Origin of the sequence: Mucilaginibacter yixingensis (assembly GCF_041080815.1) — a bacterium.
GTDB classification, from domain to species: Bacteria; Bacteroidota; Bacteroidia; order Sphingobacteriales; family Sphingobacteriaceae; genus Mucilaginibacter; species Mucilaginibacter yixingensis.
In genome coordinates, this window is record NZ_CP160205.1 from 1163739 (window position 1) to 1185845 (window position 22107).

Annotated in this window: 17 protein-coding genes; 5 read left to right on the plus strand and 12 right to left on the minus strand. The window is 46.0% G+C overall.

Features of this window, described 5'->3' with window-relative positions; genetic code table 11:
• Window positions 1-61: 61 nt before the first annotated feature.
• Together ABZR88_RS04865 and ABZR88_RS04870 are read left to right on the plus strand one after the other, a co-directional pair.
• Window positions 62-799 (plus strand): 3'-5' exonuclease, encoded by a 738-nt coding sequence (locus tag ABZR88_RS04865; protein ID WP_245917114.1) that lies wholly within the window; start codon window positions 62-64, stop codon window positions 797-799.
• Window positions 793-2505 (plus strand): ABC transporter ATP-binding protein, encoded by a 1713-nt coding sequence (locus ABZR88_RS04870; RefSeq protein WP_107831208.1) that lies wholly within the window; start codon window positions 793-795, stop codon window positions 2503-2505. Before ABZR88_RS04865 ends, ABZR88_RS04870 begins: the two co-directional genes overlap by 7 nt.
• Window positions 2506-2592: 87 nt before the next feature.
• Here the strand turns inward: ABZR88_RS04870 and ABZR88_RS04875 are convergent, their stop codons facing one another.
• The 4 genes from ABZR88_RS04875 to ABZR88_RS04890 all read right to left on the minus strand — a co-directional run bounded on the left by ABZR88_RS04875 (window position 2593) and on the right by ABZR88_RS04890 (window position 7080).
• A complete protein-coding gene (locus ABZR88_RS04875) occupies window positions 2593-2919 on the minus strand; it encodes a hypothetical protein (RefSeq protein ID WP_107831210.1) in 327 nt (108 codons plus the stop codon).
• Between the two features lie 90 nt (window positions 2920-3009).
• Window positions 3010-3450 carry an SRPBCC domain-containing protein gene (locus tag ABZR88_RS04880; protein ID WP_107831212.1) on the minus strand — a complete coding sequence of 147 codons (441 nt, stop codon included), beginning with the start codon at window positions 3448-3450 and terminating at the stop codon, window positions 3010-3012.
• Window positions 3451-3455: 5 nt separating this feature from the next.
• The gene (locus ABZR88_RS04885; protein ID WP_107831214.1) at window positions 3456-3773 is read right to left on the minus strand and encodes a helix-turn-helix transcriptional regulator; all 318 of its coding nucleotides are present in this window, start codon (window positions 3771-3773) and stop codon (window positions 3456-3458) included.
• 136 nt (window positions 3774-3909) lie between these two features.
• Window positions 3910-7080: a T9SS type A sorting domain-containing protein gene (locus ABZR88_RS04890; protein ID WP_170113684.1), complete on the minus strand. Its 3171-nt coding sequence runs from the start codon at window positions 7078-7080 to the stop codon at window positions 3910-3912.
• Window positions 7081-7440: 360 nt separating this feature from the next.
• Between ABZR88_RS04890 and ABZR88_RS04895 the strand changes: the two genes are divergently transcribed.
• Window positions 7441-9669, plus strand: coding sequence for an ATP-binding protein (locus ABZR88_RS04895; RefSeq protein ID WP_107831217.1), 2229 nt, complete (start codon window positions 7441-7443; stop codon window positions 9667-9669).
• Here the strand turns inward: ABZR88_RS04895 and ABZR88_RS04900 are convergent.
• A complete protein-coding gene (locus ABZR88_RS04900; protein ID WP_211309873.1) occupies window positions 9652-11097 on the minus strand; it encodes a DEAD/DEAH box helicase in 1446 nt (481 codons plus the stop codon). The two genes, ABZR88_RS04895 and ABZR88_RS04900, sit on opposite strands and share 18 nt — an antisense overlap.
• 872 nt (window positions 11098-11969) lie before the next feature.
• On the opposite strand from ABZR88_RS04900, the gene ABZR88_RS04905 reads away from it, so the two are divergent.
• On the plus strand, window positions 11970-13163 hold the full coding sequence (locus ABZR88_RS04905) for an alginate lyase family protein (protein WP_146166608.1): 1194 nt from the start codon (window positions 11970-11972) through the stop codon (window positions 13161-13163).
• A 111-nt stretch (window positions 13164-13274) separates the two neighbouring features.
• Here the strand turns inward: ABZR88_RS04905 and ABZR88_RS04910 are convergent, their stop codons facing one another.
• The 4 genes from ABZR88_RS04910 to ABZR88_RS04925 all read right to left on the minus strand — a co-directional run bounded on the left by ABZR88_RS04910 (window position 13275) and on the right by ABZR88_RS04925 (window position 17129).
• The gene (locus ABZR88_RS04910) at window positions 13275-14384 is read right to left on the minus strand and encodes an acyltransferase (RefSeq protein WP_107831225.1); all 1110 of its coding nucleotides are present in this window, start codon (window positions 14382-14384) and stop codon (window positions 13275-13277) included.
• Between the two features lie 206 nt (window positions 14385-14590).
• Entirely contained in the window at window positions 14591-15589 is a 999-nt protein-coding gene (locus ABZR88_RS04915; protein ID WP_107831227.1) for an MlaD family protein, read from the minus strand.
• A 12-nt stretch (window positions 15590-15601) separates the two neighbouring features.
• Window positions 15602-16375: an ABC transporter ATP-binding protein gene (locus ABZR88_RS04920; RefSeq protein WP_107831229.1), complete on the minus strand. Its 774-nt coding sequence runs from the start codon at window positions 16373-16375 to the stop codon at window positions 15602-15604.
• A gap of 7 nt (window positions 16376-16382) precedes the next feature.
• Window positions 16383-17129 (minus strand): ABC transporter permease, encoded by a 747-nt coding sequence (locus ABZR88_RS04925; protein ID WP_107831345.1) that lies wholly within the window; start codon window positions 17127-17129, stop codon window positions 16383-16385.
• A gap of 545 nt (window positions 17130-17674) precedes the next feature.
• On the opposite strand from ABZR88_RS04925, the gene ABZR88_RS04930 reads away from it, so the two are divergent.
• Complete coding sequence (locus tag ABZR88_RS04930) at window positions 17675-18853, plus strand: aldose epimerase family protein (protein ID WP_107831231.1); 1179 nt, start codon at window positions 17675-17677, stop codon at window positions 18851-18853.
• Between the two features lie 306 nt (window positions 18854-19159).
• On the opposite strand, the gene ABZR88_RS04935 is transcribed toward ABZR88_RS04930, so the two are convergent.
• Genes ABZR88_RS04935 through ABZR88_RS04945 form a run of 3 tightly spaced genes read right to left on the minus strand, consistent with a single transcriptional unit; the run spans window position 19160 to window position 22106 of the window.
• A complete protein-coding gene (locus ABZR88_RS04935; RefSeq protein WP_107831233.1) occupies window positions 19160-20410 on the minus strand; it encodes a sulfate adenylyltransferase subunit 1 in 1251 nt (416 codons plus the stop codon).
• Complete coding sequence (gene cysD / locus ABZR88_RS04940) at window positions 20410-21315, minus strand: sulfate adenylyltransferase subunit CysD (protein ID WP_107831235.1); 906 nt, start codon at window positions 21313-21315, stop codon at window positions 20410-20412. Before cysD ends, ABZR88_RS04935 begins: the two co-directional genes overlap by 1 nt.
• A gap of 38 nt (window positions 21316-21353) precedes the next feature.
• Window positions 21354-22106 (minus strand): phosphoadenylyl-sulfate reductase, encoded by a 753-nt coding sequence (locus tag ABZR88_RS04945; RefSeq protein ID WP_107831237.1) that lies wholly within the window; start codon window positions 22104-22106, stop codon window positions 21354-21356.
• Window position 22107 lies beyond the last annotated feature (1 nt).

Below are 22107 nucleotides of genomic sequence, written 5' to 3' on the forward strand. Positions count from 1 at the left end.
ATATAGTCAAAATCCCGTCAATCCTTAAAATTCGTTCAATCCTGGTTCTTATTTTACTATTTTGCAGATCAAACTTACGCCCATGCTGGAAAACCTTGATCTGCAAAACCTGATGGTGATTGATATTGAAACCGTGCCGCAATACAGCAGCTATGAGGAATTGCCAGAACAGATGCAGCATTTGTGGGCGCTAAAGACCCAGCATCAGCGTAAAGAAGAAACGCCAGATGCGTTTTATGAGCGTGCCGGTATCTGGGCCGAGTTTGGTAAGATCATCTGCATCTCTGCCGGGGTGTTTACCAAGGGGCAACCGGCAGGCTTCAGGGTAAAATCCTTCGCAGGGCATGATGAGCGCGAATTGTTGGTGCGCTTTGCACAGGTACTGCGTGATCAGCCGCAGAATTTGGTGCTGTGCGCGCATAATGGAAAGGAGTTTGACTTTCCGTACATCTGTCGCCGCATGCTGATTCATGGCATACAGATCCCGCCGCAGTTGCAACTGTCGGGCAAAAAGCCGTGGGAGGTTTACCATATTGATACCATGGAGATCTGGAAGTTTGGCGACTATAAAAACTACACATCACTTAGTTTGCTTGCCGCTATTTTTGATATCCCCACGCCTAAAGATGATATTGATGGCAGTCAGGTTGGCCACGTATATTGGAACCTGAACCAATTGGGCCGTATCTGTACCTATTGCCAGAAAGACGTGATTGCAACAGCACAGTTGCTTCGCCGTTTCCGGTGCCAGGATTTGATCCCTGAAGAAAACATTGTAATTGTAGAGCCCGCATGCTGAAGGTAGAAAATCTGAAAGTTTCCTTCCAATCGCAAGGCGGCATGTTCGATGCGGTGAAAGGCGTGTCGTTCCAATTGCAGCAAGGTGAAACCTTGGGCATAGTAGGAGAGTCAGGCTCTGGCAAGTCTGTAACCTCGCTGGCTTTGATGCGTTTGCTGGATGAAAAATCGGCGCACATCAGCGGCAGCGTAGTGCTGGAGGGGCTTGATCTACTGAACCTGCCCGAAAAAGAAATGCGAGACCTGCGCGGCAATCGTCTGGCTATGATCTTCCAGGAACCTATGACCTCGCTCAATCCAGTGTTTACTTGCGGAGCGCAGGTAGCCGAGGCTATTCGCTTGCATCTCCGTTTGGATAAACAGGCGGCCCGGAAAACCACTATCGATCTTTTTAACGAAGTGCAACTGCCGCGCCCCGAGGCTATTTTTGATAGCTATCCACACCAGCTTTCAGGCGGACAAAAACAGCGCGTGATGATTGCCATGGCGCTCAGCTGCAATCCGGAAATATTGATAGCCGACGAGCCCACCACGGCGCTCGACGTAACGGTTCAGAAAGCCATCATAGAACTGCTGCTTAAACTCAAAGCAGAGCGTAAGATGAGCCTGATTTTCATCTCGCATGATCTGGGCGTAATAAGCGAAATTGCCGATCGGGTTGCTGTGATGTATCATGGCGAAATAGTGGAGCAGGGAGATATTCGCACCATCTTTCATCATCCGCAACAACCATATACGCGTGGCTTACTGGCTTGTCGGCCATCGCCGGAGTTACAATTGAAGATGCTGCCCACGGTTGCTGATTTTTTAAAGGAGGACGAGCATGGCAAGCATGAGAGCATCCGTAATATCCGAGAGCGTTATCATTACCCGGCGACTGAGATCAGTGATCGCAGAAAAGAACTTTACGGTAAAGAGCCGCTATTACGCGTCCGGAATTTAAGTACCTGGTTCCCGGTAAGCACTGGCTTGTTTGGTAAAAGCCACGATGTGGTTAAAGCAGTAGATGATGTGAGCTTTGATGTTTATCCCGGTGAAACATTAGGCCTGGCTGGCGAATCTGGTTGTGGTAAAACTACCCTAGGTCGTAGTATTTTAAGGCTGATAGAGCCCACAAACGGCCAGGTTATATTCAACGGACAAGACTTGCGCCAGCTGGACAAGTCGTCAATGAGGGCGATGCGGCGTGATCTTCAATTAATTTTTCAGGATCCATATTCCTCGCTCAATCCGCGCCTCACTATCGGGCAATCGCTAATGGAGCCCCTACAGGTACATGGTTTGTATGATAGCGATGCAGGCCGCCGTAAAAAGGTAATGGAACTATTGGAGCGTGTGAAGTTGGATAAAGTGCACTTTAACCGGTACCCGCATGAGTTTTCGGGCGGGCAAAGGCAACGTATTGTGATAGCCCGGGCGCTGGCTTTGCAGCCTAAATTTATTATTTGTGATGAATCGGTTTCGGCGCTGGATGTATCGGTGCAGGCACAGGTATTAAACTTGCTGCGCGAGTTACAGCACGATTTTAATCTGACTTATATTTTTATCTCGCATGATCTGTCGGTCATCAAACATATCTCAGACCGGATGATGGTCATGAGTCGCGGCCGTATTGAAGAGTTGGGCGATCCTGAGGACGTGTATCATCACCCGCAATCGGCTTATACCCGCAAGCTAATTGATGCGATACCGAAGGCGCTGGTTTGATTTCGGACTTCGGATGTTCAATTTCGGATTTTGCCTGCCCCGGTGCACAAAATAAAAACGCCTCTTTTTGGGAGGCGTTACTGTTTCTTATTTATTTACCAGTTCTTCAGGTTTTACCCGTACCAGTTCTTCTTCGTGTTCTTCGGCTTCGCTTTGAACAGCGTAGTTTAGTTTTCTAAAACGCCACAGGGCAAAGGCCGGCTCCTGGAAACGGTCTATCAGTTTGAAGTATTTGGGAAAGTTATGAATCTCGTCCAGCAGTAAACCAGGCACAATACCGTTATTATCCAGTATTTCGCGAATGGTATACTCTTTGTCTTTTGTTACCCAGATCTCAAAATCCTTTTTAATCTCTTCAGCTTTGTCGGCATCGATAGAGGCATCAATACAAACTACTTTATCGCCAGGTTTCATAATCCAATAATTTCTACACAAAAATAGGTGTAATATCTGTTATTGAATAGTTAACGTTACATTAATGTGTTTTTTACTACAAAAAACTGACTATGCCGTTTGCCCCACAAAATCTTTCAAGCTGGTACCGAGAATATGATTCCAGCCAGCCTCGAAGTTGCTGCGCGCAAAATCAGGATGAGTAGGGAAGGTGTGTAAGCCAGTATGGGTTAACCTAACGGTGGTTTTATCGCCGTCGTCAAACAGTTCCCACGTTACCAGCGAGTTACCTTCGTAACCATCGTAGCGCCAGCTGTGTGATAGTTTTTTGAAAGGGATAACCTCTTTAACCACACATTTGTGCAGGTAGCTTTTCTCTGGCGGGCCGCCGCTAAACTCAAACTCAAAGCCGGGCTCGGCTTTAAACTCTTTCAGGTCAAAGTACCATTGTTTCATTTGGGCGTTGTTGGTTAGCGCTTCCCAAACGGCTTTTACAGGCGCGTTGTAAGTGCGTTCTACCACCAGCGGGCCGTTGTTTGCTGCTGTTGCCATAGTTTTTATATTGATGATTTGTTATCGGTCAGAAATTTATCCAGGGCATCCAGTTTGCTGTTCCAAAACGTGCGGTATTGCTCAACCCAATCGGCCACCTCACTTAACCGGTTACAATTGGCGCTGCAATATCGGTCGCGTCCCTGTTGCTTGATGGTAATGAGGCCGCATTGAGTAAGTATTTTAATATGCTTAGACACGGCAGGTCTGCTCATCTCAAAATGATCTGCAATGCTGTTCAGGTTTAGCTGCTGGTGCGTCAGCATACCAATAATTTGCCTGCGTGTTGGATCGGCAATTGCCTGGAAAACGTCCCTTCTCATAAAAAATATAAAACCATTCGGTTACAAATATAAATAAGAAACCAAATGGTTACATAAATGTTTTTAGATTTTAAACAAAAAAGCAGATACCCGCTCGCCGCGCATCTGCCTTGAAAAGTAATTGCCCCTGAAAATTTTATGGTTTGGTAATCTTGGTCCGACCGATCAGTTGCTTGGTTTTATCATCGGTTATCTCTACAATGTAAACTCCCGGCATCAGCGAACTGGTGTTTTGCTGGATGTTTTCACCATCCTGTACCGAGCGGATCAGTGTCTGCCCGTTCAGGTTCAGTACTTTGAGTGCCACATAGGCCGGAATATTATTGGCATTGATTTTTACGTTCATCTGCGTAGCAACCGGGTTTGGGTAAATGCTCAGGGCCTGTTGTTCTGCAGTTGTTGGGGCAGTAAAGTTAACGGTAAGATCTGTGCTGCTAATTTTGCCAAACGGATCATTCTGTATCAACCGGTAATGGTTGGCGCCCGCTGTAGGGGTTTTATCAATATAACTGTATTTGCCATTCCCGTCACTTTGTAAATTATAAACAGGCATGTAGGTAGATGTACCGTCGGCCTTTTGGATGGTAAAGCTGGTAAGATTTTGCTCGCGCTCTGTTTGCCAGTTGAGTTGTATGGTGCTGTTGGCCGGCTTGCCGGTAAAGCTAAGCAGGCGGTAATTGTAGTCGCCTTTGGGGTGAAATACCAACTCAAAGCGATCTGCTCCATAGCTGGCCGCACTATCTGGCCGGATATTGAACATATACTTGTTGTACAGACTAATCTGCAACGAGTCTTTTTTATAATGATCAATCAAAAACACGTCAAAACGCTTGTCGAGGCTGGAAAAGCCGGTGATGTTGAGCGTGTCCAGGCTTGCGGTTCCTGTCATACCCACATATAATTTTACCCGGCTTGTGGCATCAATACTGTGCAAATGGTTAATGGCCAGCATTTGCGTTTTTCCCGAGTCATAAGTGGCCAGGGTGGCAACGTTGCCCATTCCATCCAGTCGGGGGGCGTCTTTTCCGTTTTCATAATCATTGCTGGCATCACTTTCAAAGGTGATGATAGACTCGTCATAATTGACACTATCCTTAGCTAAACGTACGCGCAAATACTGTGGGCTGGCAGCGGCTTGTACTGGTAGCCCCATCAGTAAATATGATGATCCTAACGATGCCGGTTGGTTACCTGTTTTGGCCGACTCTGTGAATGTGAGCGAAGCCGTATTAGATGTGGTTTGTACAAAAAAGCCCTGCCCCGTGGCAATATACCGGGTAGCATTATTGGTGCCTATGCCGCCGGCCGTTCCGGTTTGATAAATACCATAGTTTTTGTTAGTATAGTTATAAACATAGATGCTGCTGCTTACGCCGGGCCCGTAAATAGCGGCCGAACTGGATGAGTTAGAGAAAGTATCCCAGTCAATAGCCGATGGGTAGGGGTTGCCTGCAAGGTTGTAAAAGCTTTTGGTGTATGAAAGCGTGGTACTGTTGTTCCACCACAATTTTGCGGTTACGGGTCCTTGGTTAAGCGTGCCCGAACCGGTTGTGGTTGCGCTATCCGGATCTGCATATACGCCGTTTACCCGGGTTTGCTTGTTGGTAAGGTTGCTAACGTTGTTGCCGGCATAATAAAGCATAAAGCCATTGGCGGGATAAAGCGTTACGGTAGTATCTGCAGTGCCTGCGTTGTTATATACGTTGATTGTGCTGCTGGTAATTTTTGTAACACCTTTAAAATTGCCCGAGTTGAATGACGCATTGCTTGATGACAGATTTTCTTTGTATAGATAAATAGTGGAATTAGCGCTGGTTACCGTAAAACCATTGGTAGAGCCACTGGGCCCGCCAGTAAAAACCCCCGGAGTGTTATTAAGGTAATTAAGCAACATTGCCCCGCTGGTATTTACTGCTGATGACAGCAAGCGGTAGTTGCGTGTATTTGCGGCAACGGTGCCATTTTTAAAAAAGCGTTGCACATTCACCGTGCCCGTGATAGCGGATGTGGATGGAATGGTTGCTACCGTTGCATCGCCCGTACCATCTGATACCAATATGAGTTTGCCGGTGCTGCCTACGGTTAGTGTAGTATTTGAGCCCATGGTAAGCGTGCCCTTGGCAGATACCGAAAAAATGCTGGTACCACCCATGCTGTTTGAGATGGTTTTGGTGCCACCACCAGAGAACCCCACGGTTTTAAATAACATGCCGGTGCCGCTATTGCTTGCCGAATCTGCCAGTGTTTGAGCGCTGCTGCCCTGAAAAGAAATAGACGGGCTGTTGGTTGTGGCATTTACCTTTCCGTTTTTAGATGTCCAGTTGCCGTTTATGGTGACGGCGCCTGAGTTAAACTGTTTGGTAACGGTACCCGAGAAAGTAATGTCCTGGTAAAGCGCTGGCGATGTATCCAGCCCGCTCGTTGCAGCAGTATAAACTATTTGTTGCGAGCCACTTGTTGCAGCATACTCAACTTTAATGCTACCAGTGTTGCTTCCTGTAACTTTATAAAGATCAATAGTGCCGTACGGCGTGGTTGGTATGCTAATAGGCGATGGGTCTGTTAGCTTTAGATTAATACCATTTGCTGTGCTACTGGCAGAATTATTTAACAAAGCAATGTTTGATGTAGCGTTTGAGCTAGGTGTTACCAAAGCCAGGCTGCCCGTTGTTAGGTTTGCAGATGTTGTGCTGGTATTATCGTTGGTAACATAAAATACACCACTATAAGCACCGTTTGAGTTGCCGTAAGAGTTAACCGTAGTGGCGCCCGTAACAGTTAGCTTTGATACATTGGTGTCAAATATGGTAGAACTGGTAACCGTCGGACTTGGAGTAGTGCTATTATCACCCACACTGAGCGATGCGCAGGTAACGGTTCCCTGGCCGGTAAGTGTTATAGTTGTTGACCCTGTGCCGGTTTTATAAGTCTGTTTTATAGCGCCGCCAACTGCCAATGTACCATCTACCGTTAGTATGGTTGATACGCTGTTGCTCAAATAAGTTACGTTATTGCTCTCAAAAGTGAGACTTTTACAAGCAGCGTTGTTACCGGATGAGATAGTGGCATTGGTTAATACCAGGCCGCCGGTAAGACCGCCCAGTGCTACAGGAGGAATAATTACGTCGTCATCTTTGGTGGGGAGGCCAAAAAGAGGACCTCCACTCCAATTAAGATAATTATTCCAACTGGTGCTCAGCAAACCGCCAAGTCCAGTCCACGTATAGGTATAGGCTTTTGCATTTGGCGTAGCTAAAAAGAAAAATATCAATAGGTAAATGAGCTTTTTCACGGCCCTCCTTTTCAAAATGTTTTGTTTAGGTTGATTGCATCCCATCCAGTTCGTCTTCCTTTTTCTCTTTTTAAGTCTACGAATAAGAATTGGCGATGTTTTTACTTTAAGTTAAATGAATGAAATGAACAAGAAAGTTGGAATGAACAAGCGGAGTGCCGTCGGATTTTCTTAGCGGATAAACGCTGCGTGAAATTTGTGTTGTAAATATGTTAAGGTTCAAGTTAACAACTTTAAGCTATAGTTATTATTAAACCTTATTTAATACGTCAGGTTATCTTTTAAATAGTAAAAAGAGCTGCAAATAATAAGTCTTGCAACAGTTAGGTTGATTTCAGGACGTTGGCGTTTGCGGCAGTGTTGTCAACCTGGAGTATGGTGTACAAATTTGATAAAATACCCGTATTACGTTACGGCCTTATCGTTGCGCTGATATTTATATTATTCTCAGGGGCGTTGTCATTGTATTTGCATTATCACCGTACCCAGAATCTTCAGCAAAATATTTCCAAGATTATTGCCGCTGGCGAGAATTCGTCATTAATAGACAGCTGTCTGTTCAATATGTACAGCGCCGATAATGATAGCAGGCTATACGCACTTACCGGCGATAAAACCTATCTGAAAAAGTTTTACCGGGAAATAGGCGCCGTGTCATCTATCCTTGAGCGATTAAAAATCAGACGCCTGGAAGATGCTGGCATCAGTGCAGACGATCTGAAAAACCTGGTACAAATAAAAGCCAGTAAAACAGATGATTACGTAGAGCTGCGTCAGCTGACCGATAGTCTTATTAATACCACTGCTAAGATTGACAGCACACTTGCCTATACCAAAACAAAAATCCCGGTACCGGTGGTGCAAACCGTTAAGCAAACCGTAAGCTATGATACCGTTAAGACTATACAGGCTGCCGCAAATCCAACTGTACAGCAGCCACGTAAAGGTTTTTTAGGGCGTGTGTTTTCTGTGTTTTCGAGCAAAAAGAATCCACAACAATCAGCTATCGCCGCTGATACACCTATAACTGCTGTGGTGATAAAGAAAGACACGGTTACCCAAACTACGGTTAAGGCCAAAGCTATTTTTACGCACATCCCTAAAGTGGCTCGTGGTTATTACCGCAGGCTTTACAACGCTAATAATCGTTTGAAGCGTAATGAGCGTGAAATTATCATCATTAATAATGATTTGGTAACCAAAATGATTGCGGGCTTAAAGCAATATAAAACCACCGAATTAGCCTATGCCCGCGATAGTAAAGTGGCGCTGGCCGGCAACGTTACCGACGTTTTTAAAGAATATAGCACGCTCTCGCGATTTACACTGGGCTCGCTGGTCGGTCTCATTGTCATTGTTTTTTATAACATCTGGAAGATTTTTGATAATGAGCGTCAACTGCTTAGTTATACCGAAAAAACAGAGCAGTACGCTACTTCCAAAAGTAAGTTTATGGCCAGTATGAGTCATGAAATTCGTACGCCGCTAAACTCGGTCATCGGTTTTTCTGAACAGTTGAGCATGAGCGAATTAAATCCTGCGCAGCAGGAGCAGGTAACCGCTATTCGCAGTTCATCGCGTATGTTGCTTGATGTGGTGAACGAAATTTTGGACTTTTCTAAATATGAAACCGGCAAAATGAATTTTGATAATCAGTCATTTATGCCGTATCAGGCTTTGGAAGAGGTATTTAACAGCATGGTGCCATCGGCAGCAAAAAAAGGCATCCTGCTGAAACGTAACCTGATGATTGATGATGATCTCTGTCTGGTTGGCGATATGCTGAGGTTTAAGCAGGTAGTTATGAACCTGATGGTTAATGCGTTAAAGTTTACTACCATAGGCGAGGTGTTTTTACAGGCAGTTGTTAAGGCCGACGGGCCTAACAGGGTGATGGTGATGATACGCGTAAAAGATACCGGTATTGGCATTGCCAAGCATGATCTGCCATTAATCTTCGAAGAATTCTCGCAGGTAACTGATGCCCAAAAGGTAACGCACCATAAAGGTACCGGTTTAGGACTGGCTATCTGTAAAAAGATCGTACAGTTGCAGGGCGGTAAGATTAAAGCGATTAGTGAAGTTGGTAGGGGCTCGGTATTTAGTTTTGAACTACCGTTCCACATCAGTATGGAGGGGCTGGTTAAGCCAGTTCAGCCGATGACGGATGCAGAGCTGGCAGAGCAGGTAAATGGCAGACACTTATTAGTGGTTGACGATAATCAGCTGAACATATTGCTGGCACGTACTATTCTCAAAAAATGGAATATCACTTGTGACGTGGCTTACAACGGACACGAGGCTTATGAGCTGTTTGTGAAAAATGATTACGATCTGATTGCTACTGATATACAGATGCCGGTAATGGATGGGCTGGAGTTTATGGCCCTCATCAGGGATTATCATAACATGATGAAAGCCGACACGCCTATCATTGCTTTAACAGCCAATGTACTAAAAGATGACCGCGATCTTTATCTGCGTACCGGCGCTAATGATATTGTATTGAAACCGTTTATAGAGCGCGATTTGATCGAGAAGATTGCCGGCATGCTTATGCAAAAGCAATCGCATGCCGGTTCAGAACTATTCAGATACGGGTGAAGATGAGGCTGCTTGGGTTCCTGCATCTGGTTGGGCGCCATCGTTATTTTTAGGATTGCGGCGCGGCCAGCGTTTCTTCTTGTTATTTTTCTTTTTGGCGGGTTGCTGCTCGCCATTTGCGTTTTGAGGCTGTCCTTCTGTTTGTGGTTGTGCTTCGCCTTCAGGTTTAGCCTGACCATCTTTTGGCCGGGCGTCGCCACCTTCTCTGCGCTGGCCAGATGGCTTACGTTTTTTATTATTGTTGTTGTTGCGGTTGTTTTTCCGGCGGTCGTCGTGTTCGCCGGTTTTTGGTTTTGGCGCTTCGCCCAGTTCCTCGGGTAGCGGATTTTCCTGGATGGTTTTGCCAATCAGCGTTTCAATGCGTTTCAGCTTGTGCGCATCTTTATGATTGATGAGGGTAATAGCGGTGCCTGTAGTAGCCGCGCGAGCGGTTCGACCGATACGGTGTACGTAATCTTCCGGGTCTGGCGGTGCATCGTAGTTAATTACCAGGTCAATACCTTCCACGTCAATACCACGCGATAGGGCATCGGTCCCCACAATAACCGGCAGCTTTTTGTTTTTAAACTGCAATAGCACTTCTTCGCGCTCGCTCTGTTTAAAATCAGAGTGGAAAGCGGCCACCTTGATATGGGCCGATTTTAGTTCTTTATACAGCATCTTCACCTTCTCTTTTGTAGAGCAGAAGATGATGGTGCTCAGGTAATTACCGTCTTCAAGGATTTTTAAGATCAGCGGGGTTTTTTGCCCGTCAAATACGCGGTACAATTGCTGACTGATGCCTTCTGCCGGTTTTGATATGGCGATGTTGATCTGCTGTGGCTCGTGCAAAATGGTAGCGGCCAGTTGCCTTATGCGCGGTGGCATTGTTGCAGAAAACAGCAGCGTCTGGCGCTTAGCTGGCAGGTGGCGGATGATACGGATAATATCATCATAAAAACCCATATCCAGCATACGGTCAGCCTCATCCAGTACCAGGTGACGCACTTTGTCCAGCTTCAATAAACCCGAAGTAAGGTGGGCTATCAAACGGCCGGGAGTGGCTATCAGTATGTTTACGCCGGCTTTAATGGCGCTGCGTTGCTGCTCATATACAATACCATCGCCACCACCAAAAACGGCAATGGAGCTAATACCCGTAAAATAAGCCAAACCTTCAACCTGTTGGTCTATTTGCTGGGCCAGCTCGCGGGTTGGGGCGAGTATCAGTGTATCGGTATGGTGCTTGTTTGTACCGGCAATACTATGCAGTACGGGCAGCAGATATGATGCCGTTTTGCCGGTGCCTGTTTGTGCGCAGGCTATCAGATCATGCCCCTGCATCACCACCGGGATCGCCTCGGCCTGGATGGGGGTGGGGGTAACATAACCCATAGCCTGTAGCCCTTCGGCCAAGCTTGAGTCAAAATTAAAATCCTCGAATGTCACGCTTGTTCTTTCTGAAACTTAAGTATAAAGGTGCAAGATAGTAATTTTTAAATGGTTATATAACTAAGCGGATAATCAGCTGGTATCTATTTTTTTAAAAAGTTAAAAGATAGATGGGTAAATATAAGCGCAAGGAATCTGCGGTAAGATTACTAAATTTGTTAAAATACTTATAATATAGACATGGGTAACAGTACAGATCTATATTTCAGGTCAAAAAAGAGTTCGTTAATAATATTGGCGGTAACTGCCCTTATCTGTTCCAGAATACTGTTTTTTCTTTTCAATGATGCCGAAGGACCAAACCTTTTGATAGTTGCAGGCCTTGCATTGGTTATATATATTTTTTCGTCTGTTGTGTATATATTCAGTCCGTTTAAAATGAACGGTTTGAAGAGACTTTCCGCTACAGTTTGTATCCAAATATTATCAGTTGTTGGTCTTTATTTTTGTATGAAGTAGTTTTTAGTGAATAATAAAGGTTGCCCGGCTCCCAGCCGTTGTTAATGCTCCACAATCTCCCTTTTCAGGTTAGTCAGTCAGTATTCTATCATCTAAAAAGCTTCCTCTTGTAACCTTTTAGCTGTGGCTGAAGCGTATCACTCAAAAAAAGTTAAAATTTTTTTCAGGTTGAAGAACTTGCCTCATCTTATCATAATCCTTGTGCGTGAAGCGTATTGGGCTGTATGTATGTTGCTTTTAATCAGTGTTTTACAATAATTTTGTTTTAACCAAGAAGTAATCTGTAAACCAACAGGCAATCAATAAGGCCGTTTTTTTATCAGCGTAATTAATGGCTTTAAGCCCACCCTGAACGGCATGTAGCATGATTGGCGAACCAGAGCAACACACACATAAACCAAATTGAACTTATGAAGAGAAACCCAAGAACAACCTGTGGCGCCCTGCTGGGCCTAACACTGTTTACAACCCTGTTTTTTGCTTACTGTACCAAAAAGCAAGCAACGGCATCTGCAGACACTACTATTACGAAAACGGCAGACCAGCCGACGGTAAAAGCTGATGCAGTGCCCTTTGTGCATCCCGGTATTTTAAACACTAAACAAACGCTGGATTACGTAGCCCAACAGGCTAACTCAAATGATGCCGACCGTTTGGCGGCCTATCAGTATGTGCTTAACTATTGTAATAACCACAGCCCCAGTAATGCCTATAAGGCTAGTGTGCAAGTGGCAGGCGGGGTTACCACGCCTGATGAAATTGCTTTTAAAGGGGACGCTTTGCTAAGCTACGCGCTGGCTCTGCGCTGGGCAAAAACCGGTACAGCATCTTATGCTACCACGGTGATGCAGATACTGGATGGTTGGGCTAGCCATTTTCAGAATTTTACGGTAACCGGCTCTCAGCCTAATCAGGCATCGTTAGAGGCTTCATGGGCGGCGCCAACGTTTTGCGCAGCGGCCGAGATTATTAAGTATTACGTACCGGTAGGTGGATCTGCCGCCGGCTGGACATCGGCAGAGAATACGCAGTTTGCCAACTTTCTGAACAACATGAAAGATAACTACATTAACAACGTACCTGCCTTTAACAACAACTGGAATGTGTCTGCCGGGTACGCCAAAATGGCCATCGGTATATTTGAAGACAGCCAGACGGTTTACCAGAACGGCGTCACTATGGTAACTAATGTGCTGCCATTGGTTATCGCTTCGGATGGATCAATGAATGGCGAGATCTGCGGCTCGCACAATGATTATGTGCATTATCAATATTCGCTTACCGGTTTAAGCTATGCAGCCAACATTGCCGGTATCCAGGGCGATCTGTCTATCTACTCGGCCAGTGGCAGCCGATTGCTTACCGGTTTTAACTATCAGTACAAGTTGATGCACGGCACGGTTACGCCACCATGTTCGCCAAGCGGCAATGTAAACAATCCTATCTGGCCGGGCATTTTGGTGGCTAACCGGCATTACGGTACCACCGAGACCAATTATATTGCCAGTCACTACGTGTGCGATACCAACGGTTTGCCTAACGGCGACGTGGGCTTTCTGTGCTGGACAAACTACACGCACAATAACGTGCCGACAACGTTTTAAATTTTAGACTGTCATCCCGACCGTAGGGAGGGATCTTTTTGGAGCGATCAATAGCGATGCATAGTCGAAAAGATCTCTTCCTACGGTCGGGATGACATCTTTATAAATGGGTCAGTTAGCAATATACTTCCCAATCACTGGCACTTTGCTCAGCAACCAAACCAATGGTAATGTAATGGCCAATGCCACCAGCGCGGTAAAAGGAATACTTAGCCAGGGATTGAACAATTGATAATCGATCCCCTTCAAGTTATCATAATCATAAGTGAGGCCGCCCCAGTCCTGCATAAAAAGCAGTACCAGTGCGTGGGCCAGATAAACGCCGTAGGAGTATTTGCCAACAAAGTCTCGAGCCATGGCCAGCTTGGCGGGCAGACGAACAGGCCAGTTCATCGCCCATAAAAACATCGTGGCAGAGAGGATCAGCACCGATGGGCTCAGTGGCTCATACAACAGGGTGCTGATGCCATTATAATGCTGATATAAAAGATTGGTTCCGATGGCAATGCCCGCTACCAAGGCGAAGAATAGCGCGCCGCACAGTAGCGGCGATATTTTTATCGTTACTACCCGGTGCAGGTAATAACCTAATACCAGGTAACCGATGTATCCGGTAAAATAGCGGATATCAATCTGCGGATTAAAGCGCTGTAAATAAGGTTGGGTAACCAGCATGGCCGACAACCACATCACCAGAAAATACTGGATCTCTTTCTTTGTTGCATGCCGGATGAACTTGTTTAATACTGGAATGATCAAGTAAAGCCCAATAAGCATATACACATACCAAAGGTGATATGATGCGCCGTATTTGAGTTGATGCAGTATCAGTTTGGTGTTGGTCCACCAGTTATGAGTATTAACGAGTTCTTCGTTATAAAAGCCGTAGGCTACATAAATAAGGCTCCAGAATAGGAAGGGGGTAATAACCCGTAATAATCGCCTGCGCAAAAAGTTGAACAGCTCATCGTCTCGTCCCAGTAATAATGCACCGGTAATCATCACAAAAGCAGGAACGGCAAAGCGGGTGAGGGCATTATAAAAATTGGCAGCCTGCCATTGCTCATGCGATATTTTGCCCCAATTGCCCAGCGGCACGGCAGCTGTGTGCAAAGTAATGACTGCCAGCAAGGCAATAAAACGCAGGCTATTAAACCAGTTTAACTGGTTAATACCGGTTTGCTTTACAGATGGTTCATTGGTTGTTTGCTGAGCTGTCATTAGTCATTGGGTGGGACTAAGTAAAAAAACAAATGTCATCTCGACCATCGGGAGAGATCTTTTCGGAGCGATCAATTGAGAGCCCCATCGAAAAGATCCCTCGCTATCGTTCGGGATGACATCTTTATTTAAATAGTTAACCCTTGTTTGGTTAACTAATATAGTACTTTCTAAAAATACTCACCATTCACAACTTGCAAGGAAACTTATTTTGAGCCGTTTACGCGTTTCAGGCTATCTTCTTGTGCTTTTGCTTTCTTTTTAAAGTAACCGCGGATCAGGAAGTTGCCTTGTGCTGCTTTCAGGTCTTCGTTCAGGTTGTAAACGCTTTGGTGCAGGTTATCAAGGGTACTTTGCATTTGTTTGGCTTTGGCCTGGTCATTCAGCAATACACCGATGATGCTGTTGGTGCCATTCATTTTCTGGCTGGTTTGGTTCAGATTCTCAATAAATTGTGATGCAGAAACGCTGGTTTTTTGCAGGTTAGCAACCGATGCCTGTAATTTGCTGTAAGTGCTGGTGTCGCTTAACAGCTTATCAGTAAGCGTACCTTTTCTGTTCAGCTTGTTACCAAACTGGCTCAACTGACCGGCCATCTGGCTGGCAGAACGCGTAGTGTTATCCAGGTTTTGTACAATAGATGCAAATTTGTTGGCCAATGTACTGTCGCCCATTAATTTGCCTACCAGGCCTTTGCCGTCGGCAATTTCTTTAGTAGCCTTTTTCAGGTCGTTGGTAATAGCCAGTATGTTGACGTTATTTTGTTGCAGCGTTTTCATAATGTCGTCTGTAGACATTGCTTTTACTGCTTGCAGTACATCACCATTTTTCACCACAGGTGCGTCTGGGCTACCGCCCTCAATCTGAATAATTTTATTACCAATCAATCCGTCGGCACCAAGCTTTAAACCAGCATTGTTGTGTACGTACGGCTGCGATTCTTTATCGATGGTCATTTTTACGTTCACCTGAGAGATGCCTACAAATTTAAGCTCATCTACAGTGCCCACTCTAACGCCCGAAAACCATACGCCATTGCCTTTTTTCAGGCCATTTACATCATCAAATGTGGCGCTAATCTGTATGCCGCCGCCAAACGTTTTTTGGCTGCTGCCCAGCGTAAATACCCCTAAAACAAATATAACGATGCCAAGCGAGATGAAAATCCCCACAATTAAAGCCCGTTTGCTATCTCCTGATTCCATTATTGTATTCTTCTATTGTATAAAGTTGTAGTCGTAAAAAGGTTTAACGCGGGCGTCATCGGTATCAAAAACTTCCTCAAAACTGCCCTGACGTTGAAACTGGCCCTCCAGCAGGATTACGATACGATCGCCGGTGCTTTTGGCACAAGTCAAATCGTGCGTGATGATGATAGACGAGGTTTTGAAACGCTCCTGTACTTCGTTGATCAATTCATTGATCTCGATACAGGTGATAGGATCCAAACCGGCAGTCGGCTCGTCATACAGCATAATCTGCGGTTGCAAGATCAGCGTGCGGGCAATACCAATACGTTTACGCTGACCGCCCGAAAGCTCGGCCGGCATCTGGTTGATGGCTTGCAATAAACCCACTGCATCCAGTTTTTCTTCTACCTCGCGGTTAATCTCTGCACGGGTAAGGTTAGGCTGATTGCGCACCAGTGGAAACTCCAGGTTTTTGCGTACGGTCATACTATCGTACAAGGCGCTGTTCTGGAAAGAGAAACCCACGTTAATGCGTATATAATCGAGTTCTTTGTCTTTCATGCCGATTACTTCCTTACCCAGCACTTTCACACTGCCCTGATCAGCAGTTAGCAACCCGCAAATAATTTTTATCAGTACTGATTTACCCGTACCCGAGCGGCCCAGCACCACCAGGTTTTCGCCCTGATACAGATCCAGATCAACCCCGCGCAACACATGCTGACTGCCAAATGATTTGCGCAGTCCGCGGATGGTAATCACGGTATCGTTATAGTCGATATGGCTTTTCGCTTTTTCCATTAATATCTTATCTGAACCAACCGGCTATCTGTACAATAATCACTTCTTCAATAAACACCAAAAACATAGCCGTTACAACCGATGAGTTGGCTGCTTTGCCCACGCCCTCGGTACCTTTGGTTGAGTTATAGCCCTGGTAGCAAGCAACAGCACCGATGGTAAAGCCAAACACAACCGCTTTTGCCAGTGATGCATAAAAATCTACAAGACTCAGTGGCTCAAACACCTCCTGAATGTAGGTGGTGTAACTGGTGCCCTCAAACATAGATATGTTTAAAAAGCCGCCCAGTATGGCAATAATAGCCACATAGGTAGCCAGTAGCGGAATAGCCAGGGTTGTAGCAATTATGCGGGTACAAACCAGGTACTTAAAAGGTTTGGTGCCCGATACTTCCATGGCATCTATCTGCTCGGTAACACGCATAGAGCCTAGTTCGGCACCAATGCTTGAGCCTACCTTGCCGGCCGCAATCAATGCGGTAACCAGCGGCGCCAGCGCACGCATAATAGCGATGGATACCAACGATGGTAACCAGGATGTAGCCCCAAATGCCGCCAGCGATGGGCGCGATTGCTTGGTGAAAATCACCCCCACAATAAAACCGGTAACGGTAATGAGTGTAAAGGAACGTACGCCCACCTGGTAACACTGTCGAATTACCTCGTTCCACTCGTAAGGCGGTAAAAAAACCTCCTTAAAAAAGCGAGCAAGAAACAGGTAGATCTTGTAAATGGAGATGAAAAAATTGCGCATACCGTTGCCAAAATGGGATGGTTTGCGTTGGGGTAAGGTAGTGCTGTTGTCGGTATCCATTAATCAAATCAAGAGAGCAGCAAGGCCCGTTTTTGTTAGTACAAGCAGTTGCGGCTATTGTTTGCGGTGCAAATGTAATAGTTTATGCCGATTGCTTAAGGGTTTAATGTTATGTTAAAGTAAAAGATTTGACAATGTGAATAAAAAAGTCAGGATTTGGTAATAGAGGGCGTCTTGTCGAGCAACGTTTAAGCACAAAGAGGGAGAACTATTGTGCGTGACCATATTGGTTCCCGAGTGCCCTTCGACGGTGCTTAGAATGACATCCAGCGCTGTTATGCAGGGGAAAACACCTGCCATTATTTTGAAATCGATCTGAAAAGGAGGTGGGGGTGTCATGTTGAGCTTTGTCGAAGCGCACGCGGTAGGATTTTTGCGATTGAGCCGGATTGATTCAGAAAAAAATCTTCCCAACAACGAACAACCGATTGTAATTACTGTTAGATTTACACTTATAAACCACCCCTTATAAACACTACTAAAATATGAACATTAGCGTAAAGAACTTTTCTGCCGCCGTTATGCTGGCAGCTGCAGGACTAACTGCCTGCAACCAGCCGGCTAAAACTTCAAGCACTTCAACTGACGATTCTACTAAAACTGCTGTTACCTATGCCATCCCGGCTGAGGCAAATTTTCAGGATAAGATAGACGGTAAAACCACTGATCTGTATACCCTGAAAAATAAAAACGGTGTTACTGCCGCTATCACCAGCTTTGGTGGTCGTTTGGTGAGCCTGTTGGTGCCGGATAAAGCCGGTAAAATGACCGACGTGGTGATTGGCTTCGACAGCGTAAAACCATACACCGTAGCAGGCGATTTTTACGGCGCTACTATCGGTCGCTACGGCAACCGTATTGGCGGTGCAAAGTTTACACTGGAAGGTAAAGTTTACAACCTGTCTGCCAACGATCATGGCAACACCCTGCACGGTGGCACCAATGGTTTTGATATGAAAGTTTGGGATGCCAAAAAACTAGGCGATAATCAGCTGGAAATTGATTACGTATCAAAAGATGGCGAGAACGGTTTCCCTGGCAACCTGTCTGTGAAAGTGACCTACGCACTGACTGATGACAACGCTCTGAAAATCTCATACGAGGCAACTACCGACAAACCAACCGTTTGTAACTTAACCAACCACGCTTATTGGAACCTGAACGGCGTTAGCAGCGGTACCATCTTAAACCATACCCTGCAAATTGATGCCGATAACATCACCCCGGTTGATTCAACCCTGATCCCAACCGGTAAAATGCTGCCGGTAGCCGGCACGCCGTTCGACTTTAAAGCTGAGCATGTTATTGGCGAGCGCATTGGCCAGGATAATGATCAGCTGAAAAAAGGCAAAGGTTATGACCACAACTGGGTACTGAACAAACACGATCTGAATACCCCGATCACCACCCTGACCGGCGATAAAACTGGCATCGTAATGCAAGTTTATACCGAGGAGCCTGGCATCCAGTTCTACAGTGGCAACTTTATGGCTGGCAAATACACCATTAAAGGCGGCGGCAAAAATGATTACCGTAACGGCCTGTGTCTGGAAACTCAACACTTCCCGGATTCGCCAAACAAACCAGCGTTCCCGACAACAGAGCTGAAACCTGGTCAAACTTATAAAACTGTTTCTATCTATAAGTTCTCTGTAAAGAAATAAGTAGGAGAGGCTTTAAAACAAGAAAGGCGCGAGTAAACCTCGCGCCTTTCTTGTTTTTCGTTATGTTATCTCGAACTTGTTTCGGGAACCCAAAGGACTGTTTGCCCCGGATTTAGCAGGAGGGTTTGCTTGTCATTCTGAGCGATAGCGAAGAATCTCTGAGGACAATCTATGCGGGGGGACAACCTCACAGAGATGCTTCGTTCCTCAGCATGACATGAGGGTAACTTCCCCCAGCAAAAAAGGGGAAGCAACTCGCTTGCTAACCCCTCCACTCAAACTTAGGATATAACTATTATTGATCTTTTAATCCGCTGCTGCTCTGAACATCAGAGCGCCAACTGTAACGTTTGTTCTCGTGTCGATGATGATCGCACGTCCGTTGGCTTTATTTTTTTGGTAAACATCAAACGCCAGTGGCTCGGCAGTTTTAATCACAATACGGCCTATGTCGTTCAGTTTAAAATCTTCGCTAAATTCTTTTTCAAGGGTGTTGATCTGCATCTTGTAAAGCACCTCGCTAATACGGCAACGGGTTACTTTGCTGTTATGCTGCACCAGGTAAGTATGGCTTGGATCAAGCGGTTTGGTATCCATCCAACACAGGTCAGCCTCAATCATTTGGCCAACGTGTGGCAGTTCGCTGCTTTTTACCAGTACATCACCACGGCTAATATCAATCTCGTCTTTCAAGTGCAGGGTAACAGACATACCGGCCGCTGCCGCTTCAGGCGTTTTATCAAATACCTCAATGCGCTCCAATACAGAAGTAAAGCCCGATGGCAATACGGTGATTGAATCGTTCACTTTGAAAGTGCCACTCAATACCTTACCGGCATAGCCACGGTAATCATGCAGTTCTTCTGTTTGAGGGCGTACTACCCATTGCACCGGCATGCGGGCAACGTTATTGTCCTCATTCACATCGGTATGTACGGTTTCAAGGTAATCCAGCAGGCTTGGGCCTTTATACCAGGCCGTACGGTCTGATGTTGAACCAATGTTATCACCTCTCAGTGCACTTACCGGAATGTAGCGTACATCGTGCAGGTGCAGTTTGGTGGTTAATGCTTTGTAGTCGTCAACAATTTTATTGAAAACAGCCTCGTCATAATCCACCATATCCATCTTGTTGATGGCCACCATTACGTGCGGAATTTCCAGCATCGATACCAGGAATGAGTGACGGATGGTCTGCTCAATTACACCTTTACGGGCATCAATCAAAATGATAGCTAAACCAGCATTTGATGCACCGGTAACCATGTTACGGGTGTACTGGATGTGGCCCGGGGTATCGGCTATAATAAATTTACGTTTCTCGGTTTGGAAGTATTTGTAAGCAACGTCAATAGTAATGCCTTGCTCGCGCTCGGCTTTCAGACCGTCGGTCAAAATAGCTAAGTCGATGGTACCATCGTCATTCTTACGATTGCTGCGCTGCAAAGCTTCCAGCTGATCTTCCAGGATAGAATCGGTATCGTACAATAGGCGACCAATCAGGGTGCTTTTGCCGTCATCAACACTGCCGCAGGTTAAAAATTTTAATAAGTTCATTAGAAATAGCCTCCCTTTTTGCGGTCTTCCATGGCAGCTTCGCTCACCTTGTCGTCCAAACGTGCGCCACGCTCGCTGATGCGTGAGGCGCTGATCTCGTTAATAATATTGTCAATTTCAAAAGCCTCAGACTCTACGGCTGCAGTACAGCTCATATCGCCCACGGTGCGGAAACGTACGGTTTTGCGTTCTACCACATCCTCCTCGTCCATGTTCAGGAACGGTGATGCAGCCATCAACTGGCCGTTGCGGGTAATCACATCACGCTGATGTGCAAAGTAGATTGATGGCAATGCAATGCCTTCGCGACGGATGTAGTTCCATACGTCCAACTCAGTCCAGTTGCTGATCGGGAATACGCGTACGTTCTCTCCTTTGTGGATTTTGCCGTTGTACAGGTCCCACAGTTCAGGGCGCTGTAACTTAGGGTTCCACTGGCCAAACTCGTCGCGTACAGAAAACACGCGTTCTTTGGCACGGGCTTTCTCTTCATCACGGCGGGCACCGCCAATACAAGCATCAAACTCATATTTAGCAATGGTGTTAAGCAGGGTAACGGTTTGCAGCTGGTTACGGCTGGCATTTTTACCTGTTTGCTCTACCACGCGGCCTGCGTCAATATCGTCCTGCACGTAGCCTACAATGAGTTTCTCACCCAAACGGGCAATCATATCATCGCGGTATTGGATGGTTTCCTGAAAGTTATGGCCGGTATCAATGTGTACCAGTGGAAACGGAAATTTACCCGGACGGAAAGCCTTCTCGGCCAGGCGCACCAGGGTAATGGAGTCTTTGCCTCCAGAAAACAGCAAAGCCGGGCGCTCAAATTGCCCCGCCACTTCGCGCATAATGTGGATGGCTTCTGCCTCCAGTTCGTCTAAGTAATCAAGTTTCGCTCTGCTCATTCGCTCTTTTATTCTTTGCGCTGCAAAATTAGTTAAAATTACAGCGGCTTTAGTTCTTTTGTTGCTTCGTCTATCTCGTCTGCCCCGGCTTCGGTGCTGTGCAGTCCGCATTCTTTTTTAGACTGATCTTCCCACCACCAACGGCCCGCTCTAAAATCTTCGCCAGGTTGTACAGCACGGGTACAAGGTGCACAGCCAATGCTCGGGAAACCACGGTCATGCAACGTATTATAAGGCACGTTGTACTGGCGGATGTATTCTTTCACCTCATCCAGCGTCCAGTCAAAAATCGGGTGGAATTTCACCAGCTGATTGCCTTCGTCCCACTCCACGTTCACCATGTCGGTACGGTTGGCGCTTTGCTCAGCACGGATGCCGGTAATCCAAAGTTTATTGCCTTTCAACGCACGTTTCAATGGCTCAATTTTACGGATGTGGCAGCACTCCTTACGGTTCTCTACAGACTCATAAAAGCTGCTCGGGCCTTTGGCGCTTACCATTTGTTCCAGCAGTTCGGCGTTAGGGTAGTAGGCCTGGATCTGTACGTTCAGCATTTCCAGCGTGCGGTTCCACACGTAATAAGTTTCGGGGAACAGACGGCCGGTTTCGAGCGTAAAGATTTTGATTGGCAGTTTTTCTGCGGCAATCATGTGGGTAATTACCTGGTCTTCCCAACCGAAACTGGTAGAAAAGATAATCTCGCCGTCAAACTGCTCAGCCAGCACTTTTAGCGCCTGCTGTGGCGTAAGCCCTGCAGTTAGTTGTTTAATATGTTGAGTTAGCTCGTTCATC